General features: G+C 49.6%; 23 protein-coding genes. 9 read left to right on the top strand and 14 right to left on the bottom strand.

Translation table 11 applies throughout. From position 1 onward, the window contains the following. Positions 1-8: 8 nt before the first annotated feature. Positions 9-1,259 carry an FAD-dependent oxidoreductase gene (locus tag Pan54_RS20090; protein ID WP_146505181.1) on the bottom strand — a complete coding sequence of 417 codons (1,251 nt, stop codon included), beginning with the start codon at positions 1,257-1,259 and terminating at the stop codon, positions 9-11. A 237-nt stretch (positions 1,260-1,496) separates the two neighbouring features. Here Pan54_RS20090 and Pan54_RS20085 point away from each other — a divergent pair, with 237 nt between their 5' ends. Both Pan54_RS20085 and Pan54_RS20080 read left to right on the top strand, forming a co-directional pair. Beyond that, positions 1,497-2,168, top strand: coding sequence for a class I SAM-dependent methyltransferase (locus Pan54_RS20085; protein ID WP_146505180.1), 672 nt, complete (start codon positions 1,497-1,499; stop codon positions 2,166-2,168). A gap of 151 nt (positions 2,169-2,319) precedes the next feature. Next, on the top strand, positions 2,320-3,669 hold the full coding sequence (locus tag Pan54_RS20080) for a DUF2254 domain-containing protein (RefSeq protein WP_146505179.1): 1,350 nt from the start codon (positions 2,320-2,322) through the stop codon (positions 3,667-3,669). A gap of 122 nt (positions 3,670-3,791) precedes the next feature. On the opposite strand, the gene Pan54_RS20075 is transcribed toward Pan54_RS20080, so the two are convergent. Next, positions 3,792-4,430, bottom strand: a complete 639-nt coding sequence (locus tag Pan54_RS20075; protein WP_146505178.1) for a signal peptidase II — start codon at positions 4,428-4,430, stop codon at positions 3,792-3,794. Between the two features lie 213 nt (positions 4,431-4,643). Here Pan54_RS20075 and Pan54_RS20070 point away from each other — a divergent pair, with 213 nt between their 5' ends. Continuing rightward, complete coding sequence (locus Pan54_RS20070; RefSeq protein WP_146505177.1) at positions 4,644-4,913, top strand: hypothetical protein; 270 nt, start codon at positions 4,644-4,646, stop codon at positions 4,911-4,913. 158 nt (positions 4,914-5,071) lie between these two features. On the opposite strand, the gene Pan54_RS20065 is transcribed toward Pan54_RS20070, so the two are convergent. Beyond that, positions 5,072-5,533 (bottom strand): DMT family transporter, encoded by a 462-nt coding sequence (locus Pan54_RS20065; RefSeq protein WP_146505176.1) that lies wholly within the window; start codon positions 5,531-5,533, stop codon positions 5,072-5,074. Between the two features lie 59 nt (positions 5,534-5,592). After that, positions 5,593-6,669, bottom strand: a complete 1,077-nt coding sequence (locus Pan54_RS20060) for a hypothetical protein (RefSeq protein WP_146505175.1) — start codon at positions 6,667-6,669, stop codon at positions 5,593-5,595. A gap of 860 nt (positions 6,670-7,529) precedes the next feature. Here Pan54_RS20060 and Pan54_RS20055 point away from each other — a divergent pair. After that, positions 7,530-7,727, top strand: a complete 198-nt coding sequence (locus tag Pan54_RS20055) for a cold-shock protein (protein ID WP_146505174.1) — start codon at positions 7,530-7,532, stop codon at positions 7,725-7,727. A gap of 413 nt (positions 7,728-8,140) precedes the next feature. On the opposite strand, the gene Pan54_RS20050 is transcribed toward Pan54_RS20055, so the two are convergent. Then, the gene (locus tag Pan54_RS20050) at positions 8,141-8,806 is read right to left on the bottom strand and encodes an SGNH/GDSL hydrolase family protein (RefSeq protein ID WP_146505173.1); all 666 of its coding nucleotides are present in this window, start codon (positions 8,804-8,806) and stop codon (positions 8,141-8,143) included. Between the two features lie 293 nt (positions 8,807-9,099). After that, positions 9,100-9,273, bottom strand: coding sequence for a hypothetical protein (locus Pan54_RS25940; RefSeq protein ID WP_165441879.1), 174 nt, complete (start codon positions 9,271-9,273; stop codon positions 9,100-9,102). A gap of 256 nt (positions 9,274-9,529) precedes the next feature. Here Pan54_RS25940 and Pan54_RS20045 point away from each other — a divergent pair, with 256 nt between their 5' ends. Continuing rightward, positions 9,530-10,003: a macro domain-containing protein gene (locus Pan54_RS20045; protein WP_146505172.1), complete on the top strand. Its 474-nt coding sequence runs from the start codon at positions 9,530-9,532 to the stop codon at positions 10,001-10,003. A 51-nt stretch (positions 10,004-10,054) separates the two neighbouring features. Then, positions 10,055-10,570 carry an arsinothricin resistance N-acetyltransferase ArsN1 family B gene (locus Pan54_RS20040; protein ID WP_207310191.1) on the top strand — a complete coding sequence of 172 codons (516 nt, stop codon included), beginning with the start codon at positions 10,055-10,057 and terminating at the stop codon, positions 10,568-10,570. A gap of 19 nt (positions 10,571-10,589) precedes the next feature. Here Pan54_RS20040 and bchE read toward each other — a convergent pair whose 3' ends face one another. After that, complete coding sequence (gene bchE, locus Pan54_RS20035; RefSeq protein ID WP_146505171.1) at positions 10,590-12,119, bottom strand: magnesium-protoporphyrin IX monomethyl ester anaerobic oxidative cyclase; 1,530 nt, start codon at positions 12,117-12,119, stop codon at positions 10,590-10,592. 189 nt (positions 12,120-12,308) lie between these two features. Further along, positions 12,309-12,473 carry a hypothetical protein gene (locus Pan54_RS25935; protein ID WP_165441878.1) on the bottom strand — a complete coding sequence of 55 codons (165 nt, stop codon included), beginning with the start codon at positions 12,471-12,473 and terminating at the stop codon, positions 12,309-12,311. Positions 12,474-13,124: 651 nt separating this feature from the next. Here Pan54_RS25935 and Pan54_RS20030 point away from each other — a divergent pair. Beyond that, positions 13,125-13,949, top strand: coding sequence for an HAD-IIA family hydrolase (locus tag Pan54_RS20030; RefSeq protein ID WP_242631376.1), 825 nt, complete (start codon positions 13,125-13,127; stop codon positions 13,947-13,949). Between the two features lie 41 nt (positions 13,950-13,990). Here Pan54_RS20030 and Pan54_RS20025 read toward each other — a convergent pair whose 3' ends face one another. From Pan54_RS20025 to Pan54_RS20015, 3 genes are all read right to left on the bottom strand, one after another. Next, positions 13,991-14,335: a cyclic-phosphate processing receiver domain-containing protein gene (locus Pan54_RS20025; protein WP_207310190.1), complete on the bottom strand. Its 345-nt coding sequence runs from the start codon at positions 14,333-14,335 to the stop codon at positions 13,991-13,993. Positions 14,336-14,490: 155 nt separating this feature from the next. Then, positions 14,491-15,807: a DUF1501 domain-containing protein gene (locus Pan54_RS20020; protein WP_390621954.1), complete on the bottom strand. Its 1,317-nt coding sequence runs from the start codon at positions 15,805-15,807 to the stop codon at positions 14,491-14,493. 278 nt (positions 15,808-16,085) lie between these two features. After that, positions 16,086-18,884 carry a DUF1549 domain-containing protein gene (locus Pan54_RS20015; RefSeq protein WP_146505169.1) on the bottom strand — a complete coding sequence of 933 codons (2,799 nt, stop codon included), beginning with the start codon at positions 18,882-18,884 and terminating at the stop codon, positions 16,086-16,088. Positions 18,885-19,367: 483 nt separating this feature from the next. On the opposite strand from Pan54_RS20015, the gene Pan54_RS20010 reads away from it, so the two are divergent. Then, positions 19,368-20,240 (top strand): rhomboid family protein, encoded by an 873-nt coding sequence (locus tag Pan54_RS20010; protein ID WP_165441877.1) that lies wholly within the window; start codon positions 19,368-19,370, stop codon positions 20,238-20,240. Between the two features lie 277 nt (positions 20,241-20,517). Next, the gene (locus Pan54_RS20005) at positions 20,518-21,312 is read left to right on the top strand and encodes a hypothetical protein (RefSeq protein WP_146505167.1); all 795 of its coding nucleotides are present in this window, start codon (positions 20,518-20,520) and stop codon (positions 21,310-21,312) included. 261 nt (positions 21,313-21,573) lie between these two features. Here Pan54_RS20005 and Pan54_RS20000 read toward each other — a convergent pair whose 3' ends face one another. From Pan54_RS20000 to rnhA, 3 genes are all read right to left on the bottom strand, one after another. Next, a complete protein-coding gene (locus Pan54_RS20000; RefSeq protein WP_146505166.1) occupies positions 21,574-21,975 on the bottom strand; it encodes a hypothetical protein in 402 nt (133 codons plus the stop codon). Between the two features lie 358 nt (positions 21,976-22,333). Beyond that, a complete protein-coding gene (locus Pan54_RS19995) occupies positions 22,334-22,933 on the bottom strand; it encodes an HdeD family acid-resistance protein (RefSeq protein WP_146505165.1) in 600 nt (199 codons plus the stop codon). Positions 22,934-23,078: 145 nt separating this feature from the next. Beyond that, entirely contained in the window at positions 23,079-23,558 is a 480-nt protein-coding gene (gene rnhA, locus Pan54_RS19990; protein ID WP_146505164.1) for a ribonuclease HI, read from the bottom strand. Positions 23,559-23,565: the final 7 nt, after the last annotated feature.

Genomic DNA, 23,565 nt, shown 5'->3' with positions numbered 1-23,565 from the left:
AGAACCGACTAACTGGCTTGCTTGAATGGTGTTTGAGTCCCTGATGCGGAAAGACTTTGCCCCTGAGCGTCGTACCAAACTTCTGCTCTTGACCATGGGGGAGCGGCCACGTCCGGCGTTTTCCACTCGGAAAGCGGGGCGATATCCCATTCTTCTGAGTGCTTCTCGATCCCAAACTCTTTCTGTATCAACTTTTGAATTCGTTCAGCCACACGCGGGGCAAATGCCAGTTTGGTCGGCCAGCAGGTCAAAATATTTTTGTGCTTCAATATTTGAGGCGTATCCGGTCGCATCCCCAGCTTAACTTTCCGCTCTGCCCGATCAATAAGATACGTGGCAAATTCCAGGTTCGAGAGATCCAATGCTGGCAAAATCTGGTTCAATTCCCGAGCCGCGAACCGGATCAAATCTTCTGAGGTCTGCCCAATTCCCTGTTCGGCAATGTTGCCTCCCAGTTGCCAAACCGTTTCCCCGTCTTCCAGATATTCCGATGTGATCGTCATCCGGGTTTTTGCACCATCGATACAATGCCCCTGGAACATCGGCAGCGGACCTTTCACCATCGCCATATGCAACGGACGTAACTGCATTGACTGCTTTCGACCAGATTGTTCGCTCAGCAGTGCATTGCTGACTCCAGCTGACATCATGACTGCCCGGCAGGTAATCGTCTCTTCGCGATTGTCATGCCGAATCGTTATCGCAGAGATCGCTCCCGTTTTTTCAACCTGAAGTTGCACGCCATCGGTTTCATCGACCTGCAAAAGATAAGGCGAGAGACGACTGCGAAACGAATTCAGCAACGATCTTGGCGAAAGAACCTGTTCGTCCAGCTGGTAAACATGCCCGGGAGTGTCGCGAAGGATTTCCGGTCGATGATGATCGGGAATATTCTTTGGTTTGATCCGCAGGTTCAACTGAGCTCCCAGCATGCCGGCTTGAGAGGAGAGTGCCCGCGTTTGCCACAAATAGCAGCAATGACTCCGCACATCCGTTTTCGAAAGATTTGGTTCTCGCTGACCAGAGAGACATTCTCGCCAGACGAGCGGCATCTCACGAATTTCATCCGCAGAAGCCGTTAAAACACCTTTGAGTGAATATTTGAGGCCACCATGAATAATGCCCTGAGAGCTAATTGTCTGCCCAAAACCCAGTGCACGATTTTCCAGCAGAAGGGCACGCACTCCATGGCGAAGCAATTCATCCAGTGTCCAAAGACCAGCAATTCCACCGCCAATAATGACGACATCGGCTTCCATTTCGGCACCGCACTTCCCTGTTTGGCCTGAAAATTAACGTCACATCTTATCCAGAGACTTGACAGACGTTCATTTAAAATCAGCGATAAGACTATAATAATAGAGAGCTGCGAGATATCCTTATTCGCAATCTACTGAGTGAAAACCTGATCCTATCAAGAATTGCCGCAAAGAATCCAGATCGTTTTCCTAAAAATTCATCAAATCTCCATTGACTCGTCCTGAGGATTTTTCTCTATGCTCCCCCGAACGCTTGAACCGGAAGTCATGAGTACTGCCGAGGAAGTGCAAGCTTATGACACAATGGATCACAGTCAGGTGAACCAGAAATTCATCGAAGACCTGCTCGCTGCCATCGAAATTCAGGCTAATTCTCGAATTCTCGATCTCGGTACTGGTACAGGCCTGATTCCCCTCGAATTTGTCCGGCAATGTGCTGAAGGAACAATCCTGGGAGTGGATCTCTCAGAGCAGATGATTGAAACAGCCCGTGGGCATGTCCTCAAAAATGGCCTGGAAGATCGTATTCAGTTTCAAGCGGCAGACGCAACGGCGACCTTTTTTTCACCAGACTCCTGTGACGTTTTGATGTCGAACAGCATTGTCCATCATATTCCTCAACCTCAACAATTTTTCGTCGAGGCGACTCGCCTGCTACGACCCTGTGGCCAGATGTTTGTTCGCGATTTACTTCGGCCCGATTCTGTCTCAGAAGCCGAAAAGCTTGTCCAACTCCACGCCGCTTACGATACCGAATTCCAGCAGCAACTCCTCCGCCAGTCACTCCATGCCGCTTTGACGATTTCAGAAGTGGAATCGATGCTCGAGCAGATTTCCGACCTGCAGGCAAATGTCACTCAAACGAGTGATCGACACTGGACACTCATTGGTGAAAAACGATCAGGTTGAGCATCAACCGCCAGTTAATTCTGCAAGATTCGGGCAATGACATTTGCATTGTCCAAATTTCTTTTCGTTCGCTGTGGTGTTCTGCCATATCTGTCATAAACTCAATATGAATAACGACTTTTAGCAGATTTCAACAAGGAACGACGGCAGAATGTGGACTTGGATTACGTATCTATGGGATTCGATGAAATCGAATTTTGGCGTCATACCCGCATTCATGCTTCTGGTAGGGATTGTCGCCGGATTCCTATTTCCCGGACTCGAGATGAGTTCCAGCAGTGTTCTTAAAGAATGGCTGCCTTACACGCTGTCTCCGGAATCCGATGCTCGTTTGATGCAATCTATGATCGGGATTCTATCTGCAGTTTCCGGTGTTGTGTTCTCGGTGAGTATGCTCGTGATCGCTCAAGCCAGTTCTCAGTTTGGCCCCCGGATTGTTCGAATTTTTGCCAATCGACAAATTACGCAATGGACCCTAGGCGCGTTTTTGGGTTCGACATTGTATTGCCTGCTTGTCTTGTGGCAAATCCCTTTAACAGACAGTAACCGCAGTCTGATGCCGGGTACCGTATTCCTGGGATTGGTTAGCGGACTTGTCAGTCTACTCCTGTTGATTCGATATATTTATGCCGTTGCTGAACTGATGCAGGTGCAGACGATCATTCGCGACGTCTCTTCGGATCTTGATAGCAGCATCGAACGTCTTTTTCCTGAAAGCGATCCCGAATCCAAACTCAAATCCAGGGAATGGGATGCCGAGCGGTTCGAAGGTGGCGAACCGGTTTATGTGGGATCACAAGGTTATGTTCAGGCCATTGCCTATCACGATCTGGCAAATTTAGCCGCTCGAAAAAACTATTTTCTCAGGCTCTCGGCTAAGCCTGGAGAGTTTGTCACCACACACGAACCGGTCATCTGGGTGATGCACGAAAGCGAACTGACGGATGAAACACGAAATGAAATGTCAGGGATGGTTTTAACAGGCAAGCAGCGAACACCCCGTCAGGATGTCGAATGTGCTCTTCGGGAACTGGTGGAAATCGCCCTGCGCGCACTCTCGCCAGGCATCAATGATCCCTACACCGCGATGTCCTGCATCGATTATCTCGGCGCGACACTTGCGCGAATGTGTCAACGGGAATCGCAGCAGTCTCTGTTTTTCGATGATGACGATCAAGTTCGGCTTTATGCCCCACGAGATGACTTCGAGGATGCTTTTCGTACCGCATTTCATCAAATCCGAATCTTCGCGGCCAATAACCCCGCCGTCATTATCACGATTCTGAAAGCAATGAAACGAGTTGCGACTTCCATCACAAATGAATCTCAAAGAATGGCCATCCGCAGCGAAGCCGAGATTCTTAACTCAATTATCACAGAAACCTGGGGTTATGCCAAAGATCGCGAACCAGCACTCAAGTGGTACGAACTGCTGATGGAAACCCTCAAATCCCCCAAAGAAGGCAACGACCCCGAAGCCGCCGAGTTGCCTTCGGAATAGGTTATTCGAAACGGAAATTACAAACACGAAGCTCAAGCGATTGTGTCTATCGACTTCAATTTCACACACACTCGCTTGCGCTTCGTGCTTGTCGTTGTTTATCGCTTGGGATTAAAAGAAGCTCATGCTTCTTCTCCTGTTGATGCCGATTTTTCTTTCGGCTTCGATTCGGGCAAATCCAGAAATATCGAATAGAAAGCCAGCATGATGGCCCCTGTCACAAGAAAGACGTCGGCAAAATTAAAAATCGGATAATGGTAATTTCCGAAGGTGAATGCCAGAAAATCTCTGACTGCAAACATTTTTCGACCCGCGACTTCATAGCCATGCCAGCCAAGCCGGTCGTAAAGATTTCCCATCGTACCTGCCATGACCAGTCCCAATGTGATTGTCAGCCACAGACTTTTGGCCGCTCGAAACCAGAATAGCCAGCACAGAATTCCGATTCCCGCTCCAATCGAAAGAATGGCGAACATCGCCGTGTAGCCCTGACCCATCCCCCAGAGAGCACCTTCGTTGAAGCTCGTATAATAGCGGAATTGAACCCACGAATTCAGGAAGGTCTGCTTCCAGGTAGAGATTCCACCGGGATAGCCGAGGGATTCAAAGACGGTCGCTTTCGTGTACAAATCCCAGAACGTGCCGAGTACGAACAGGCTTAGAAATACGACATATCGCGACCGGGGAATTTGTACATTGAGGTCGGCTGATTTTGCGACTTTCGTCTCAGTGGATACCGATTGGGGTATGGTCGCATTCATAAGGCACGGAATTCAGTCGCATGAACGTTACAGATTTACTCCCAACTCCCTGTCTGGAAACAGGATGGGGCGGGTGGATTATGTCGCACACAACAATTTCGAGCAACCGGAAAGTGATCGGATCATTTTCTGACTTCAATTGCGGGATTTCTCAAAGTTCTATACTGTTCTGCATCAGCTATAAATGGAGTTTATCAGGAAAGTCGAACAGTCATGGAAATGATCAATCACTGGCGGAACATATTTGAAAGCTGGCCCGACACAATTCCCCGCAAAGGGTTTGTCGTCAATAAGTTAGGCGAATCGATGCAATTCAGCAATTTCATGATCTCCGCTGGCATCCTGCTACTCGACCGCGATACCCCCGATGGCCAGGGTGCTCGAAAAATCATGATCGGTTACGATCAGATTCTCACTGTCAAAATTACAGCACCACTCGACCTGCCCCGCTTCCAGGTGATGGGATTTCAGGCTCCGGGTTAAGAAATGACTGGCAAGTTCAACAGGCTTTGGAATGAACTTCCCGCCAGTCATCACACAGATCAATAATCATTAATAACCACGAAGGCCCCCCTATCGTTCTTAAAACTCATGGCGTCTTGGCGGTTATCATTAGATGTTCAATAATCCTGCACGATGTTTCAGCGAGTCTGGATCAATAGCAGACCACCAAAAAGCATGAGCACACCGAGTAGGCGTGGAAGTGAAACCGGGATGATGGGCACGCCCAAAATTCCGAAATGATCGATGATGATCGCCATCGTCAACTGGCCGACCACAGTCGCAGCCAGAACATTGGCAGGACCGATTTGAGGCGTGACAATCAAAATCGTTGTCACGAAAACAACTCCGAGGAGTCCCCCGATAAAGTAGAACCAGGGGGTCGGGTTTTCTTTTGGCCAGGACGGAATACCGGGCGTTGTTGCCAGTACAAGAATTGTTAATGCAATTGTGCCGCCCAGGAAAGAGAAAAACGCGGCATAAAGCGGATGTTCTAATGCACGTCCCAATCGACCATTCACAACAGCTTGAAACGGAATCACCGCAGCGGCCAGTCCTGCAATCAACATCAGCATCCAGTCACGCACGGTCGTTTCCTTCATTAATTGATCGTGCGTAAGTTACTACACGTTTTGGCAGCGAATTATTGCCATACAAATCTCTACTTGATCGGCAGCGGGACTTCACGATCATCAAACTGTAAAGCCAGACGTTCCTGCTCGGCTCCGTAGACTTTGAGTGTGATGCGATTCAACTCGGCCACCCGATCCGGCATCACGCCATTCAATTTGCCGGCGACATCCTGAACCCAGCGCGGTTGTCGTGTCATCGAGAGGTGCATCGAGTGCATGAACAGACTGATTTCCTGAAAGTTTCGGTCAGCAATATAATTGCTCACAGGTGAAATCAATCGGGCGGCTGCTTCGATCGCGACGTTCGGGAATGAGACGAACACATCCGCAGAGTGTCGCACAAAAGTCGTCCCGTCAGGCTGCTTTTCAAACTGGGCATTAATGCAGACTAACCCATTGGCGGTGATTGGAGTTTTCAGAAACGGACTCTGAAATTCGCCCTGACAGAACACGATATTTGTGTTCTGGCTCCGTTTGATGTAATAGATTTTGCACTCAGTTCCATCGACATTTTTCATGTCGTACTGGTATTTGGCACTCTCTTTCAGATTGATGGCCGAGATCCCCATCGACTGCCATATGCCGACGACAAGATCCGGGTTTGCGATAAAATAGTCGTAGGTTTCTGGATCAATTTCAAAGCGAATCTCTGGAAGCCGACGATACAAGCTCATTTCCTCGATCATCTTATTCGCCGATTCACGCCCGGAAGCAGTGAGTCGGACATTACTCAAGCGATTGATGGCTTGTCCTTTGAGGTTGCGGTCAGAGTCTCCGCTGCGAATCGTGCGAAAGTTGGGCAGCATCTTTTCGATCTGCTTGTCCCGTTCGGAATCACCCGCTTTCATCTCCTGTCCGGTCGCTTCAAATGTCTGAAGTCTGCCGACGCTTTCTCGTGCCTGCTCTGTCGCACCGTAAGAGGGGGAAGATGATTTCAGCTCAGCCGCATCGAGCAAACCCATTCCGGTAGCCATGAAAATCGTACCGACGATCGCAGGAGTGATATTCAATGGTCCAATCCGATACGAAATAGAATAGATGCCGCAGAGCGTTTGATAAAACGTCCTCCGCGTTTTTTCGATTCGCAGATGTTGCCGAAGCGCCACGATTCGTATCCCCACTAAGTCCTTTTCAGGATTTTATTTTGGACGTAAAAACAACTGTAACGCACTCCACTGTCGTGCTTTACAACTTTCACTACCCGAAATTTAAACAGTGACGAACCACTAAGCCCAGCCAGTTATGATCGGAAAAATGCGTTCCCGATAAGAAACTGCTCGATAGCAACCCGAACCCCCGTCAAGATAATCGGCACAATCGATCCGATCAGACCAGCCGAATTCGGGGACCATCAAAGCTCTTACAAAGTTTTCATTTCGAGGCGAAAAGCAAAATTTCGCTCAAGTTGGCGATCTTCAATAGCAATTGACAAGCAAGCCGTGCCAGCTTTGGCGCAGGGGAGTTTGACTGAGGAGATTTTGGGAGCATGCCATTGCAGAAGTGGATCCCCAGGCACATCCGGCGACACCCATTAGAATCCGCTGAACCATCGATATGTGTACTGTCCCAATGATTGAGTTCCATCCTCTTTTCACCGCTCGGTTGCAAAAGGCATCTACGAAATGACAGAGGATGTGACGGACAGCAACCTGGCACAATCCCTCAGGATCAAAAAGAACACCGGAGAGCAACCGCGATACTCACAGCGTACCCTGCTCTGTCGAGCTTTAAATGTCGCCCTCAAATCGCTATTCCGCAGGCAGTTTGCCTGCTCCTCGATGTTGAACTCACACGACTTTTTGGAATAGACAGAGTACTGCTTTGCTGTATTTTCTGAAGGCTTGACAACCATTCTACTTACGTTGTAGACCAATTATTGCTACACTTAAGCAATCAGATGATTAGCAGCCGGTAATGTTCCGGTCAGCAGCATCTTTCCCAACACTCCATTTGAGAACACGGACACATGGCAGAAGGCACAATCAAACGACTAACTGACAAGGGTTTTGGATTCATCGACACGGGCGGTTCAAAAGACTTGTTCTTTCATTCTTCAAGTGTGCAAGGCGCGAGTTTCGACGATTTGCATGAAGGACAGAGAGTAGAGTTCACGGCAGGTCAAGGACCGAAAGGTCCATGTGCCGAAAACGTGAGACCAGCGTAGGGAGCTTGTTTTCCCAAAGGTGAAATTTGCGGGCCGAACTCAACGTTGTTGTTTCGGCCCGTTTCGCATTACTCGATCCCATTCTTGTACTGGCCCCAATTTATTCTTCTCGACGCTCAGCAAAGATACGTGATTAAAAGTCAGAGAGTTCACTGGGAAGATTCTTCCAGAATTTCCGGCACAGCCCGAGTTTCATCGACAGGCGAGGATCGGGCTGAAGAACAACATCAACAAGCTCAGTGGCATCAATCCACCATTGAGCACGTTGTCATGAAACAAGTGAAATTGAAATAAACTGTTGATCTGTTTCGATTTGTTCATATACCATCACACCTTCGAACATCTCATTCTTCCAAAGTTTGATGAACCCAGAGTTCAGGTAAAATTAAATCAGTCATTGCCAGCCAAGACTCCTACTCAGATAAACATCCAGCAACACTTTCAGCCACCTGCTTCGCTAATGCTTCATTTCCCTTTGCGTTGAAGTGAACTCCGTCCGTGGATTGCCAGTCGCCATGGTCCTTGACCAGTTCAAAAAGGTCATCCGTTGAAAGGTGTTGTTCCGTGACGATCTCAGCAGCGAGCTTGTTCCGAACTATAACTCGATCTGTTTGTTCGGCGAAGGTTTGCAAGTCGGTCTTTTCACGCACAGGCGTCGTGGTCGCCCAGACCAACCTGGCGTCACCAGCATGTTCCTTCAGAGCGTCAACCGTTTTTGAAAGACCATCTCGATATTGATCTTCGGTGTAACCCCAGCCGTGAAGACCATTATTGAAGTGAATCACTGAGAACTTGTACTGCTTTAACAACTGCAGGAGATCGTCATTGAATGTCGGGTCCGACACACATTTCGATGTGGTCAGTCGGGCACAATAAGCCTTACCGGCAAGATGCTTTTCGACGGCTCCGAAATATCCCCTCGTGATCGAATCTCCCACGAACAGAACTCTGGGAAGATCAACTTTATCCGCATCTGTGACCCAAATGTCGATCCACTCAATGCGTTCTCGCACTGGCTCATCAGCGGTTACGAACGAAACCATTGTAAGTAGGTAAAGTAGAACGCAGAAATGCTTCACGGGTAACTTCCTTCACATGATTGATGTTGATTATTGAGGGTGAGAATAGTTTCTGACTCTCATCCGTAAAAGCATCTTGCCTGAGTTGCTCCTTGGCGAGAGCGACAAAATGACGATCAAGTGTATTACAGCTTGCATGATTTTACTGCAAAATCTTCAGCCGCATAGGATTCGAGGTAAACACAGGACTTACCGCGAAATATGCCAATGGAATTAATACTTCAGTGTTCGGGAAATTCGGCCTGTATTCTCTCCCGGCAGGCGATCCTGATTGTGCCTAGCGACAGTCCACTTCAGTGGATCATCAGTTTCAGAAAGGACTGATAACTGCCCGCCACACGGGCTGATATGGCTTCGATCCGCAGTCCGATTTGCGAGAGTTCTCGAAACGTTCGGAGAGAGTGGATTCGTCCGACCAAACCCAAAGCATAGCCACACTGGCCAGCAGTCGGGGTGTCCAAGTACACTGTTTCTTCCTGCAGTCCGCCGAGAAGTCGCAACTGGATAACAACCAGAACAGGGCCTCTTGGAGGAGAGAAACATGGAGGGTGCTGTCGTGAGGTATGTTTGGATGTGGCACTGCCGACTCCGTTCGGCAAGAGAATGGGGGTTAGAGACCAAACTCTGTGTCACATGAGATTTGCGACAGGACTAAAACAGAGTTCACGGCGTGGGGTGGCACTCGGTTTTTTTGAATCGTTTCGTTCTAGGATTTGAGGCCTGATGAAAGTGACTTTGGTTGAAGGAGACTTGCTGGATCAGGAAGTGGATGCGATTGTGAATGCCTGGAATCGAAACATCATTCCCTGGTGGCTACTGATCCCGCAGGGAGTTTCTGGAGCCATCAAAAAGCGAGCTGGGTTGCAACCATTTCGAGAACTGGGGCGCATGGGAGCCATACCACTAGGGGAAGCGGTGGAAACTTCAGCAGGCAAACTCCCCTTCAAAACCATCATTCATGTCGCTGGCATAAATTTGCTATGGCGATCTTCAGAAATATCCATCCGTAATTCTGTTCGCAATGCCGTTGCGATTGCATCGAAACGAGAATTCCGATCGATTGCGATGCCTTTAATCGGAGCCGGTTCAGGTGGCGGGAAAGCAGATAAGGTTCTCAAAATCATTCAGGATGAACTCACAAAACTGACCTATGACGGTGAAGTGATCATCGTTCGATACCGTAAGCAAAGTCCTTAGTGTTTATACATTGGTAATATTTCTTATTATTTTCTTTGCATCGGAGTCCCCATGACGGCGAATTCAAATGCTTCCGAGCCAATAGTACGACTGGCAACATCGGCGGATGCGGCGGCGATTGTTGAGATCTATAACTATTACATCACCAACACGATCATCACTTTTGAAGAAGAGGTGATTTCAGAGGCGGAGATGTCTCGGCGGATGTTTGACATCGCGGCTTTGAATCTGCCCTGGCTGGTGGCGGAGGTTGAAGGGCAGGTCGCCGGATATGCTTATGCGGGTCAGTTTCGAACGCGGATCGCCTTTCGATATACGGTCGAAGTGACTGTCTATCTTGATATGAAATACGCCGGCCGGGGCCTTGGCTCGAAGCTGTATGAGGAGTTGTTCGCAAAGCTGAAAGAATTGGGGATTCATGTGGCCATTGGCGGGATTTCCTTGCCGAATGAATCGAGCGTGGCTCTGCATGAAAAGTTTGGCATGGAGAAAGTCGCTCACTTCAAAGAGGTCGGCTACAAATTCGATCAATGGATTGACGTCGGCTTCTGGCAGCGGATGTTGTGAAGTATCTGGTCCAGCAGATTCAATTTTTGAGACTGACCAGAGTTTCCGGAGCATCTTTTTTCGTATTCATCGAATACTCCCGTTCGGCGAAGTTCGTTCCCAGGAATTGTTTGAGGGTCAGGTTTCCCTTGTGGTGGCGAGTTTTGAAGAGGAACTCGAAGACTTCATGGAACCAGACACGGCGGCCGATGCGGGTGTACCAGCGCATAGCGTGACGGTAATCGGGATCCCGATGAAAGAACATCCGTTTAAGGACTTTCGGGCGGAGTTGGATCATCACTTCGATCAGTTTGAACCAGCAGAAGACTCGCCAGGCAGGGATGCCGGGGGTGGCGATGACCTGATGTTTATAGTCCCAGCGTCGGGTATCGGTTTCGATGACTCGACGATTTTCGACTGTCTCATAAAACGGCGTCCAGCGATGAGGCGTGGCATACAGGAGCTGGACCTGGTCAGGATCGTAATGAACGAGGTGCCGAAAAGATTTCAGGAAGTCGCGATCTCGCTCTTCCTCAAAGCCGATGACATACGTCGCCATCGAAAGGATGCCGTGCTGTCGCAGGAGTTGAATGGCCCGCTGGTCGGTACTGGTCGAGCCTCCCTTTTGAATATTTGCGAGCGTGGTTTCATCGTAACTTTCAATGCCGAGTAGAAACCGAATGACGCCCGCCTTTTTGTAGAGATGCAGAATGTCCTCATCGCGAACGATATCGCTGGTGCGGGTAGAGCCGACGAGGAGTAGAGAAACATCTTCCGCGATGAGAGCTTCGAGAAATGTTTTCCAGGCTTTGCGAGAGCCGGTCGGAAGTTCATCGGCAAAGTTGATCAGCTCGACTCCTTCCTCGCGAGCCAGGCGGGCGAGTTCTTTGGCGAATTTGACGGGATCGCGATGACGCCGCACGGTCCAGAATCCACGCTGGCCGCAGTAGTTGCACAGGTGCGGACAGCCTCGCGAAAACTGAGCCACGACAGCTCGCTTGCCGCCCCAGTAGGAATAGTTTTTATGGTCGATCAATTCCCAGCCGACGCGGTAGTCATCGAGATTACGAATGAGATCGGCATCGGGTGTCGCACAGATTTCCCCCTCTTCGCGATAGGCGATCCCTTTGATTTGATCCAGCGGCGAATGATCTCGAATCGCCTGCATCAGAGAGAGGCAGGTCTGTTCGCCTTCGCCGCGAATGATGAAATCGACTTCACTGCACTCTGCGAGAATTTCATCCCAGTAGTAGGTCGGATGAACGCCGCCGTAAATGATGGTCAGCTCGGGAGATCTGGCTTTGAGCTGATGACACAGTTCAAGCACGGTGGCATGGACGGAACTGGAACCGGAGTGACCAATCATGATGGTGTCAGCCTGCAGACGCTCGGCTTCGTCGACAATTTCAGACAGAGACATCGGCTTGAGTTCAGCATCGATGAGTTGAACGGAAAACCCGTCATCGAGAAGCGGTCCGCCGAGGGAAAGCAGGCCGAGAGGCGGCAAATGCTCGCGGGGGATTCGGCTGCCAATAGCCGTGTGCGGCGGATTGATAATGACAATATTCATGGGGAAGCAGACGTTTTAATAGAGGCCCGATTATGAAATGACTCCGGGACGTCTTGCCACGATTGGATCTTCTGTAAACTGAGAAATCAGCACAGAGATAAATACAGTACGAAAAGAGAGAACAGCTGTTTGAATAATTTTGTTTTTTTGTAGAGGAATATTGAAATCAGGAAGTCGTGCAGCAAGATGCTATTTTTCTTTCAGGCTGACCGACCAGCCCCACATGCCCATCGCACAAATCATTAAACCGACCATCTGCAGGAAAAGTCGGGTGTTGCCGTGCGGAATGTAAGAGCCGCCGAGAATGAGGATGGAGGCCGCAAGTACGATGATTGAACCGCTGAGAGCTTTCATATCGTTGTTTACTCCATAAGACGCGATTGATATTTGTATCGAAGTTTCCTGAGATGAACCATCAATCAACAATGATACCTGGCAAATCGATTTCCTGATACTCGACCAGACATAACAGTCCACTCAAGTTGTGCAGTCTAACCTGATTTCAGCATCAATACAGTAGTTCTTAAATATGCGTTTGCGCATTCTGCTGCAATTCCTGCGCAGCTTCTCATCATGGTCAATAATCAATTCATTCCTCTGGACTGAATATCCGTGAGTCCACTCCAGCGCTTTTTATTGCGACTTTCACTCTATATGTATAATAAGTCAGAGAGACGGACTGGGTTTGTGAAGATTTCAGCAATTTGGCGACTTCGGCACGCGTTCTGCTAGGTAATCTTCATTAGCAGATTTCAGAAAAACTGCGCAATGGATTGGCGCTCACTCCCTCCGTTTGACACATAAGCATCTGTTTCCTTCCTTCGCTCAGATGATCAGATCCTGTTGAACGTTTCCCTCCCCCCGCGGTTTAGCGTACTTTCAATAATTATCTGCAGCACATGGCAGGAGCAAATACAGTGATTTGCAGTATTTGACCACCATGCGACTGCAGAAACCATTTGAAAATGGTTCAGCCGCATTCTTAATGATGTTTAGGAACAGAAAATGGTGAAAGCGATGCCCTACCAGTCGCACGGATTGTTACTCGACATGGACGGAGTAATTTATCGAGGCAATCAGTTGATTCCCGGAGCCGATGAGTTTGTGGCGGAACTGATCAGCAAGCAGATTCCGTTTTTGTTTCTCACGAACAATTCTCAACGAACGCAGCGGGATGTCGCCACGAAAGTTCGCCGGATGGGAATTCCGGTCGAGGATCATCATGTTTATACCTGTGCGATGGCGACTGCCAGTTTTCTTGCCGATCGCAAACCACACGGCACCGCTTATGTCATCGGCGAAGGAGGGCTGCATAATGCGTTGCACGATGTCGGCTATTCGATTGTCGAGTCGCATCCCGACTATGTCGTTGTCGGTGAAGGCCGCACCTTCACGATGGAAATGCTGGAACGCGCGTGCAATCTGGTCATCGGCGGAGCCAAACTGATCGCCACCAATATGGATCCGAACTGCCCGACGCAATTCGGTTTACGGCCTGGCTGCGGAGCGATTGTCGCGATGATCGAATCTGCGACCGGCATCAAAGCGTTCAGCGTCGGCAAGCCGAGCCCGATCATGATGCGAGCCGCCCGAAAGGAACTGCATCTGACAGCCGACGAAACCACCATCATCGGCGACACCATGGAAACCGACATCCTGGGCGGAGTCCAACTCGGCTACCACACCGTCCTCGTCCTCTCCGGCGGCACCCAGAAAAGCGACCTCAAACAATTCGCTTTTCAACCGGATTTGATTGTTGATTCGATTGCCGAGATTGATCTGGAGATGTTGTTGAATGAGCCGAAAGCGCTGGCGACGGTTTATGCATGAGAGTTGAGTCGGTAAGCAGAACGTAACTTCACAATTCCTATTTATTGGCTTTCCATTATCCGCTCAAAGGACTTGAGTAAGGATACGATATTTTCTTTGCCGATTGGGTTTGCACTCTGAATGTTCCACAACGGTAATTTCAGTCCGTTTGTAAGACAGTGTTGGGTTAGCCATTTAGCGGCGTCGTAACCACTGGGGCCATCGCCAAGATCATGGTCGAAACATATAGCATCTGGAAACTCTTTACTGGAAATCCAAACTACAAATTCTTCATAGGATTTAACCCATATCACATCTGGATCATTGATTGGAAAATATGATTCCCAGCGAGAGTCTTTTGGATCTCTTTCGTCATCAAGCCAGATTAATAGTTTGGAAGTACTCATCTCAATTATTCAATTGAATGTCAATGTTTTAATTCACGTTATTTGGGCTAGCAATTCGTAATATCATAATTCCTCAGGACATTCTAAAGTAGAAGTAAATTTTACACTTCCTGATATGTTGTTGCGTGTCCCCATACTCATGCCACTGACCATAATCACGCAATCAACTCCTCAATACTTTTCCCGCCGAACTGGCTGAGTTGTTTGAAGCGGCCGGCGTGGTAGTAGGTGAGTTTGTTGTCGTCGAGGCCGAGGAGTTTGAGGAGGGTGACGTGCAGGTCGCGGACGTGGTGCACGTATTCGACGGCTGTCGCGCCGATTTCATCTGTCGCTCCGATGGTGTGGCCTGCTTTGCAGCCGCCGCCGGCGAGCCAGACCGACATGGCATCGGGATTGTGATCGCGGCCGTAGGCGAGTCCACCGCCGCGGACTCCGTTATCGGGCGTGCGGCCGAATTCCCCCATCCAGACAATGAGCGTTTCGTCGAGCAGGCCCCGTTCACGAAGGTCTTCAATGAGTGCGGCGATTGGCTGGTCGACCGTTGGGATGAGGGCTCCGTGAGCTTTGGCGATATAGTCGTGCGAGTCCCAGGTGCTCGCATAAACCTGCACAAAGCGAACGCCCTTCTCGACCAGTTTGCGGGCGAGCAGGCAGCGGCGGCCAAAGTTGTCGGTCGGCTGCTGGCCGATGCCGTAGTTTTCGAGCGTCTGTTTGGTTTCGCCATCGATATTGAGAGCCTCGGGAACCTGCATCTGCATGCGAAAGGCGAGTTCGTAATTGTTCATGCGAGCGGATAGATCGGCATGTTCCGGATGTCGATGTGCATGGAGATCATTCAGTTGATGCAGGAAATCGAGATTCTTGCGTTGATGCTCGCGAGAGACTCCAGCAGGGGGAGAGATATCGAGAATCGGCGAACCTTTGGGACGCAGCGGCGTGCCCTGCAAAGCGGTTGGTAAATATCCGTTCGACCAATTGGCGGCTCCGCCCTGAGGGAAAGCGAGTTCGGGCAACACGATGAAGCCGGGGAGATCTTTGTTCTCGCTGCCGAGACCGTAGGTGACCCAGGCGCCGAGAGATGGATCGCCACCGAAGCGGTTGCCGGTATTGACGTGATAGTTGGCGGTCGGATGATTGACCGATTCCACCTGACAGCCGCGATAGAAGCAGAGCTCATCAGCGACACGAGGCAGATGCTGCCAGCGATCGCACATATCAGCTCCGCTTTCGCCCGCTTTCTGAAACTTGAACGGACTTTCGACGTAGTATCGCTTCCCACTGCTCATGGCCGATTGCTGCTCTCCACTACGGTTGAATTCCTGCAGGTGCAGTTCGCTCAGCTTGGGCTTGGGATCGAATGTGTCAATGTGAGAAGGGCCACCCTCCATGTAAAGGAAGATGCAGTGCTTGGCTTTGGCTTCCGGGAAGTGCGGTCCTTTGGCGCTCACCTTGTCGTTGGCTTCAGCGAGCATCGAGGAGAAAGCGACGGAGCCGAGGCTGGCCGAAAGGGAGTAGAGAAAGTCGCGGCGAGAAGGCGGAAGGTTGAAGGCGGAAGGAGGAAATTTATGATTCATGATGACGTTTCTTAAAAAACTGTGCCTTATGGCTTATTTCGAATTCATTTTCTTTCGAGTGTTTTTGATGCATGTCGTGAAGATAGCGCTCAGTTCAAATTCTTTTGTTCTTTGAGATAAATCTTTAAAAGGCTTTTCAACCATTTCCACCTTCCGCCTTCAACCTTCCGCCTTCCTTAATATACGTAAATAAATTCATTCGCATTCAAAACCGCCAGACAAATATCGGCCAGGGCTCGGGTGCTGATGTCGATTGTTTGAGGGTGTGGATCGGGGATGTAATCTTCGTAGGCGAAGAGTTTTTCTGTAAAGGAGAACGGTTCGCCGGAGTTTTCATCGACGGCTTCGCGGACCACTTCCGTTGGGAAGTCCACGGGAGTGATCTCGGTTTTCTGATGAACGGTTTTCATTTGCTCCCAGTGATTCAGAGCCGCCTGGATTTCATCGGCTGCTGGCTCTCGGCCAAAAGTGAATTGGTAGAGTTGTTTGATGATTTCTGTGTCCGAAGAGTTTTCTTGCTTCAGTCGAATTGCCAAGGCCAGAGATCGGTCGTGAGATTCCTGGCCGTTCATCAGTGCAAAGACCTGCGGGGTGATGTTGGACTGATCGCGGAGTTCGCAGGAGACTTCGGAGCCGGGCTGGTTGAAGGTTTCCATGAATGGGAGCCGATGTCCGCGGAGGTTGTGAATATAGATCGAACGCCGATTGCGTTGTTCCGGTTTGGGATTCGGCACATAACTGGGAGCGAAGGTGCCCATAATCATGCGGGGTTGCAGAGCCGCTTCGAGATTCATATCGGGCCGGATCGGAATACCACCCATTTCGAGATTTAACTCACCGGAAGCGGCGAGCATGGCATCGCGGATTTCCTCGGCTTCGAGTCGGCGTGGCAGGAAGACGGCATACGATTGATTTTCGGGATCGTACTCAGCAACCTGCTGGGGATTGGGATGAGAACTGGCTCGGCGATACGCTTCCGAATTCATGATCCTGCGATGCAATTGTTTGATCGACCAGTTGTTACTCACGAACTCGGTGGCGAGCCAGTCGAGTAGTTCGGGATGAGTCGGTTTTTTACCGGTGGCTCCGAAGTTGTTCGGGTTGCCGGCGATGCCACGTCCGAAGTGGAACGTCCAGATCCGATTGACGATGACTCGTGAAGTCAGGCTGTTGCCCGGCGAGACTAGCCAGTTAGCCAGAGCGGTACGGCGTCCGGAAATTTCATCGGGAACTTCGAATTTCAATCCATTGGGAACGGCACTGAGGACATCTGGTTTGACTGGCACAGTCGGCGAGAAGGGGTCGCCGCCGCCGAGGATGGCGGTCTGTTCGAGCGTGCCGTCTTTGAGAGGATTGTTTGGTTTTGTGATACGATTGTAGTTGGATTTCGGGACTCGGGTCTTGCCGTTGTAGACGGTGTAGGCGATTGGCTGATAGCGGTCCATCTCCCAGGAAAATCGATTTTCCCATTTGCGGCCGATCCGTTCGAGGCCATATTGTTCGGGAGTGATGATTGTTGGAGGAGGGAGTTCGTCGTCTTTCGCTCCTGCTTTTTTTGCTTCAAAACGTGTTTTGTATGGCAATCCCTGTTCTTTGAACCAGGCAGCCTCGGCTGCTGCCTTCTGGCGATTGACTTCCTTGAGCATTTCTGCGTTAGCGATCGTCTTCTTCTTGTGGTAGGCCTTGTCTTCGTTCATGCCGGCCAGATTTTCTTCAGGCAGCCAGACGGTCTCAACTTCGGCGAACTGGGTGGTCGCGAAGATCGATTGCATCGAATAAAAATCGCGGGTAGGGATCGGATCAAATTTGTGATCGTGACAGCGGCAACATTGGAGCGGCTGAGCGAGAAAAACCTGGCCGACAGTATCGGTGATGTCGTCGAGAAAGAGCTGGCGGGTCACTTTGGCGACACTCATGCCGGTATGTTCCCAGGGGCCCATGCGAAGAAAACCGGCAGCAATCAGGGACTCTGTTTCTTGTTCTTTGCTGAGCGGTTTTCCGTTTGCCTCGGCTTGGACGATCAGTTCATCGCCGGCGAGTTGTTCTTTGAGGAATTGATCGTAGGGTTTGTCGTTGTTGAAGGCGCGGATGACATAATCGCGATAGCGCCAGGTGTTCGGTCGTTCGTAGTCGTTGGCGAAGCCGGAGCTGTCCGCATAGCGGACAACATCGAGCCAGTGACGTCCCCACTGCTCGCCGTAATGGGGGCTTTCAAGTAAGCGATCGACCAGAGCCGCGAAAGCGGCTGCATCATCGCGATTATCATTGAGGAATTGTTCGATCTCAGCAGGAGTGGGAGGCAAGCCGGTCAAGTCGAAGGTGGCTCGACGGATTAAGGTGAGTCGATCGGCAATCGGAGCCGATTCGAGACCTTTTTCTGCAAGACCTGCAGCAATGAACTGATCAATTGGATTTTCGGCAGCTGATTTTAATGTCGGGAACGCTGTTCGAATCGGCTGAAAGGCCCAGAGGTCTTCCGGTTTGTATTTCCGATTGGTCCAGGATTCACTCAAGCCGCCACTCGTCGGCATGGTGATTCCCTCGGCATGGGCAGCATAGATCTCGGCAACGCGATCCTCATTCGGCCAGGGAGCCCCTTCGTTGATCCAGTCTCGAATCGCCCAGACCTGTTCTTCGGTCAATTTGTCGGCTTGCTTGGGAGGCATTTCCATCCCCTCAAGTTCACGACGGATGAGGGGCATCAGTTCGCTGGCGGTGGCATCGCCCGGCTGGACGACTTCCTCGCCAAACACTTCGCCACCATGCAGCATTGCTTCCCGGGTGCGGAGATCGAAGCCCCCCTGCAAATCGTCCGGGTCTTCCGCATGACAGCCTGCACATTTGGCTTCGAGTATCGGTTTGACCTGCAGGGCGAACAGTTTTTCCCCAGCCGTTGGTTCCTCAGCCGAGGTGAATGCTGGGATGAATAACGTCAGGCTGAGGAGAACGAAAATGTTTTGCTTTTGGAATCTCATTGTGATTCAAATCTGCTGGATTAATTCATCTGAGAAAAAGTGGCTATTAATTTAGAGCACTTAACGTAACCTGATTCCTATCAAAACCAACTTGGGGTGGCGGGGGCGCTCCGCTTAGCGGAAGCCCCTGAAGTTCTACGTTTCGGGGGCTTCTCATCGAGAGCGCCCCCGCCACCCTTGATTTATGGCTTTCACGAATGATTATATCCTAAATAAGATCGAACTTCCGATAAAGACTTGATGATCTGTCGATGTTTTTCGCGTAAAATGGTCAAATTGGCTCTCAATTTCACCATCCAAACATGGAATTGGGAAAATTCCGGGTGAAAATTCGTCTTAGCGGAAGTGGTGGTCTTGGATAGAATGGGGAAATCCTGTCTTTCCAGGGTCATCCACGGGAGGCATCTCGTGTTGGATTTCTAATCATTGAGCAATTTTACATGAGCGTAACATCGTCTCATGTTTTTCATTTCAGGTGTAAGAATGGGCATAAATAATCGGGATTATATTCGCGAAGACCAGCCGGGTTATGGCGGCGGAGGAAGTTACGGTTCGACTGCCCCTTGGCCGGTGTGGCAAAAGTTGATCTTGATTACCGGATTGGTGTTTGTCGGCCAGATTCTGATTCCGCAGTTCACTCAATGGTTTGATTTAAGCTCCTCTGCTGTTTTGCATGGTCAAGTCTGGAGATTACTGACGTATGCGTTTCTGCATGACCCTCTTTCGCTGTTTCACATTCTGTTCAATATGCTCATCCTCTACTTCTTTGGACGGCGAATTGAATCGATGTATGGCGGCAAAGAGTTTACGCTCTTTTACTGCACGTCAGCGATTTTTGCGGGACTCTGCTTTGTCCTGTGGTCTCTGTTTCTGCGGGATACCTCCCCAGCATTAGGAGCCTCGGGAGCCGTGGTGGCGATCGTGATTTTGTACGCGCTGCACTTCCCAACAGAAAAGGTGTATTTGTGGGGTCTGATCGCGATCGAAATGCGCTGGCTGGCCGGCTTTATTGTGATTGTCGATCTGTATCCGGTGCTGGTGCAACTGGGTGGCAATAACCCCGGCGGGAATGTCGCTCACATGGCTCACCTTGGCGGAGGCTTATTTGCCTACATTTATTACACCAACCGGATCCGACTCTCGAACCTGACAGGCTCGTTCAGTGGACTAAAAACAAATCCGCTGCGGGGGAAATCGAACCTGAAAATCTATCGGGAAGACGACAACACGAATCTGGATGTCGAGGTCGATCGCATTCTGCAGAAGATCAACGAGCAGGGAGAATCGAGCCTGACGAAAAAAGAACGCAAGATTCTGACCCAGGCGAGCGAGAAGTATAAGAATCGTCAGTTGTAAAGGACGATCCGCATTATGGGTCATCCGCTACCCGCGAGAAATTAAATAGATATTGCCTAAGTTATTATTCATGCAAATATTCAATTAGTCCCATTTTCTATGTTGTGGGTAGATGAGCAGGCGTCACATGCAAGTTTCCGGTTTTAATATTTTGGGCATATGTCGTACTGTGGTCACCGTCTTCTTACTGATGAATTCATTGGATTTCAGAACGGCTTCAGCTCAGAACGTGAAGGTAGAATAGGGACCTTTTGAGATCGATGAGTCTGCACAGTTATTGTTTTCATCGATCTGGGTCGAGCGGGATAAAATTCGGCAAGCTCGCTGCACGGTTTCAGAGTTTGACGTGTTGCCTGATGGTCAGCAACAACTCCTGCAAACGATTGAACTGGTTATTGATGCGGACCATGGCTCACTAAAAGCGAAAGCGAATAATTCAACAGACCCCACCCTTTCCAACATTTGGATCGAAACCCCAGATCTGGTTGTTCAATATGTTCCCCATCATAAGTCCATGGGACTTAGACCTCCAACCGACGCCCGTGGAAACATTCGCCCGCATGAATTTATCGATCCTCGTGCATTGGGGATTGCCTCACGAGTGGAACTGTCGAAAAGAACTTATCCTGAGCTTAAAAAGGGTTTTTACAGATTACTCGATGGAAGTTTTCAATTTAAAACTGACCAAACCGATGAAGGACGAGAGAGACTCCGTATAATTTCTGAGAAATTTCATTATGAACGAGAAATTATTATGGATTATAAAAAAGGCTATGTATCAGAAAAAACATTTCTCTATTATCAGCCCGAAGTAAACCCACAGCCCGCCTGGTCGATGTTAACGGATTGGGAAAACGTGAATGAGGTTATGGTTCAGGTGCGGAGCGAACTGATTAAACACAAGAATGATGATCGAACAATTATCGAAGTCGAATGGCATTCCATCAACGAAACGGTCCCAGCAGAAGAATTTCAATGGAAAGAAATTGAACTCAAGGAGAGAACCCGAATCGTGGATGCCAGTAAGGGGCACGATAAAGAAATCACAGTCCGCTATTCAGATCAGGAATAAGAAGTTCATGGGAAGCCGAAACACTATTACTTTGTCTAAATGGTTATATTATTTCAGTAGTGCTTATCTGTCCGGCTGTGAATTACTTTAGGAAAGTGAACAAAATATCTTCAGACTGAGTCCCAAGTGACTTTGATTTCAATGAGTTAGATGGACGAAGTCCACTAGAATTTTTCTTTGGAGATTGGATTCACCTAAGAAAATGTTACGGCAACTTAGCCCCGAAAGAATCTGGGCACCTTGAATACGGGATAACAGGGATTAAGTCGCCTGGACGATTAAGTCCGGATCGGACTGGAAGCGAGTTGGGATTTCAGCACAGACGCGAATCAACACTGGTTCGCCCAATGCAATTCCCTCGAACAGCAAATGGGGTCCGGCTTCGTTCTCTTCGGAACGGGGAGCAGTGACCCAGTCGAGATGATGCAACTCTTCGAACAGGGCAAGCGATTGCTGAACATCGAAGGAGAATGCGGAAGTTGCAAGTGACTCTTCCTCAAAACCTCGACCGGAAACGCGTCTCATGGACGGGAACACGGCCACCTCCCAGCAATCTCCTTCCTGATGGTAATGACATCCGAGTGGAGTTGGGAAATCTTGAGGAAAAATGCTGTACGCCAGTTGACGAACAAAGTCTTCAATCCAAGTTGGTGGATAAGCCATGGGGCAAAACCTGTATGAAATGTTTTCGAACGTAGCACGGAGGACGAGTGTCGCGGCAGTTCTGTTATGCTTTGATTGTCATCTTAAAAGCACGACAGGTCAGGATAGACAAACATTTGTGATGTCCACCGCAGCGATCCATGTTGCGTTTTGGCAACACATCCGAGCATGGCTGATCGACCCGTTTGACTCAAGCAGGAATGTTGTTTTCGCCTGATTTCCTCAAATCAATTCCGAGCCATAGCCGGTTATGTCGGTTATACAAACTGCGAATTTTCGATGAAGAACTCGTAATACGTCAACAATTCAGTCCAATCTGTGGCTAGTTCAGACCTTCCTCAAGCAATGAGGAGGCCACTCAGTCAGCCTGAGATTCTGAATTCTGCCCTAATTTTCGAAGCCGAAACGACATCACAATTGCGATCACACCAAACAGAATGGCAAAGGCTCCGAAAACACGTATCAGAATCAGGCCCCAGAAAAACGGAGTTAGAAACAATAAGAAACCGAGCAGAATTAATATTACACCGTCAAAAATCATCCAGCCTTCGCCTTGAATTGCTTTACGCTTTTGAATGGCGACAATAATTTCCAGAACGCCACTGGTCACAGTCTGAACCGAAATCAGAATGATCAGCACTGATGCTGCGATAGCTCCAACCACTGCCGGGTGGGCGAACACAAATATGCCGACCAGCACTCCGAGAACACCGCGAGCCAAAGTCCATCCACGAGATTCTGTCCATCCCGAAATTCCAGCAACGATTGCAAAGACACCATCGACCAGAATGAAGGCTCCCAGGATTTGCGTGAAGACAACCAGGGTAAGCCCCGGATTTAACAAGGCATAAATCCCAAGCAGCGTAACCAGAACACCTCTTAGTAAGACAATCCACCAGACCTTGGAAATGAAGAGACGAATTTCTGAGGACGAAACAGTAGTGATGTTGTCGTTCATGGCTGCTCCCTGAGGCAAATGTTGAAATCTCTACTGAGTATTCCCGGAAGCCACGAAAACTTCAATTCATAATCTATAAGGAATTTGTGAATAATGACAATGAACCAAAAGGAGAATCGATGAGTCTTGCCGGATCACAAATCTCCTACCGCAATGCCTCGGCAGCAGCAACTGCGAGTTCATCGCAGCGTTCGTTTTCGGGGTGACCATCATGTCCGCGGACCCAGGTCAGTTTGACTCGATGCTTATTGAGCAGAGCATCGAGTGCTTTCCATTGCTCTTCATTTTTAACGGGTTTGAGCTGACCTTTAACTTTTCGCTTCCAACCGTTTCGCTTCCAGCCGATCATCCATTCGGTGCAACCTTTAGCCACGTATTGACTGTCGGTAATCACTTCGACAGCGACAGGACGTGATAAAGCCTGCAGACCCTCAATGACGGCCTGCAATTCCATCTGGTTATTTGTCGTCACTGCCAAACCACCGGAATCTTCCCGTTCCTGACCCGTTGCGACGTGCCGGAGTATGTAAGCCCAGCCGCCGACTCCGGGATTGCCTTTGCAGGCTCCGTCGGTGAAGAGCAGAACCTGAGGGGTATCGTCGGGTGGTGTGGTGGGAGACGTCATGGGCAGG

Origin of the sequence: Rubinisphaera italica (genome assembly GCF_007859715.1) — a bacterium.
Taxonomy (GTDB): domain Bacteria; phylum Planctomycetota; class Planctomycetia; order Planctomycetales; family Planctomycetaceae; genus Rubinisphaera; species Rubinisphaera italica.
The sequence above is the reverse complement of the archived record's forward strand: the minus strand, read 5'-3'. Positions and strand labels throughout refer to the sequence as shown.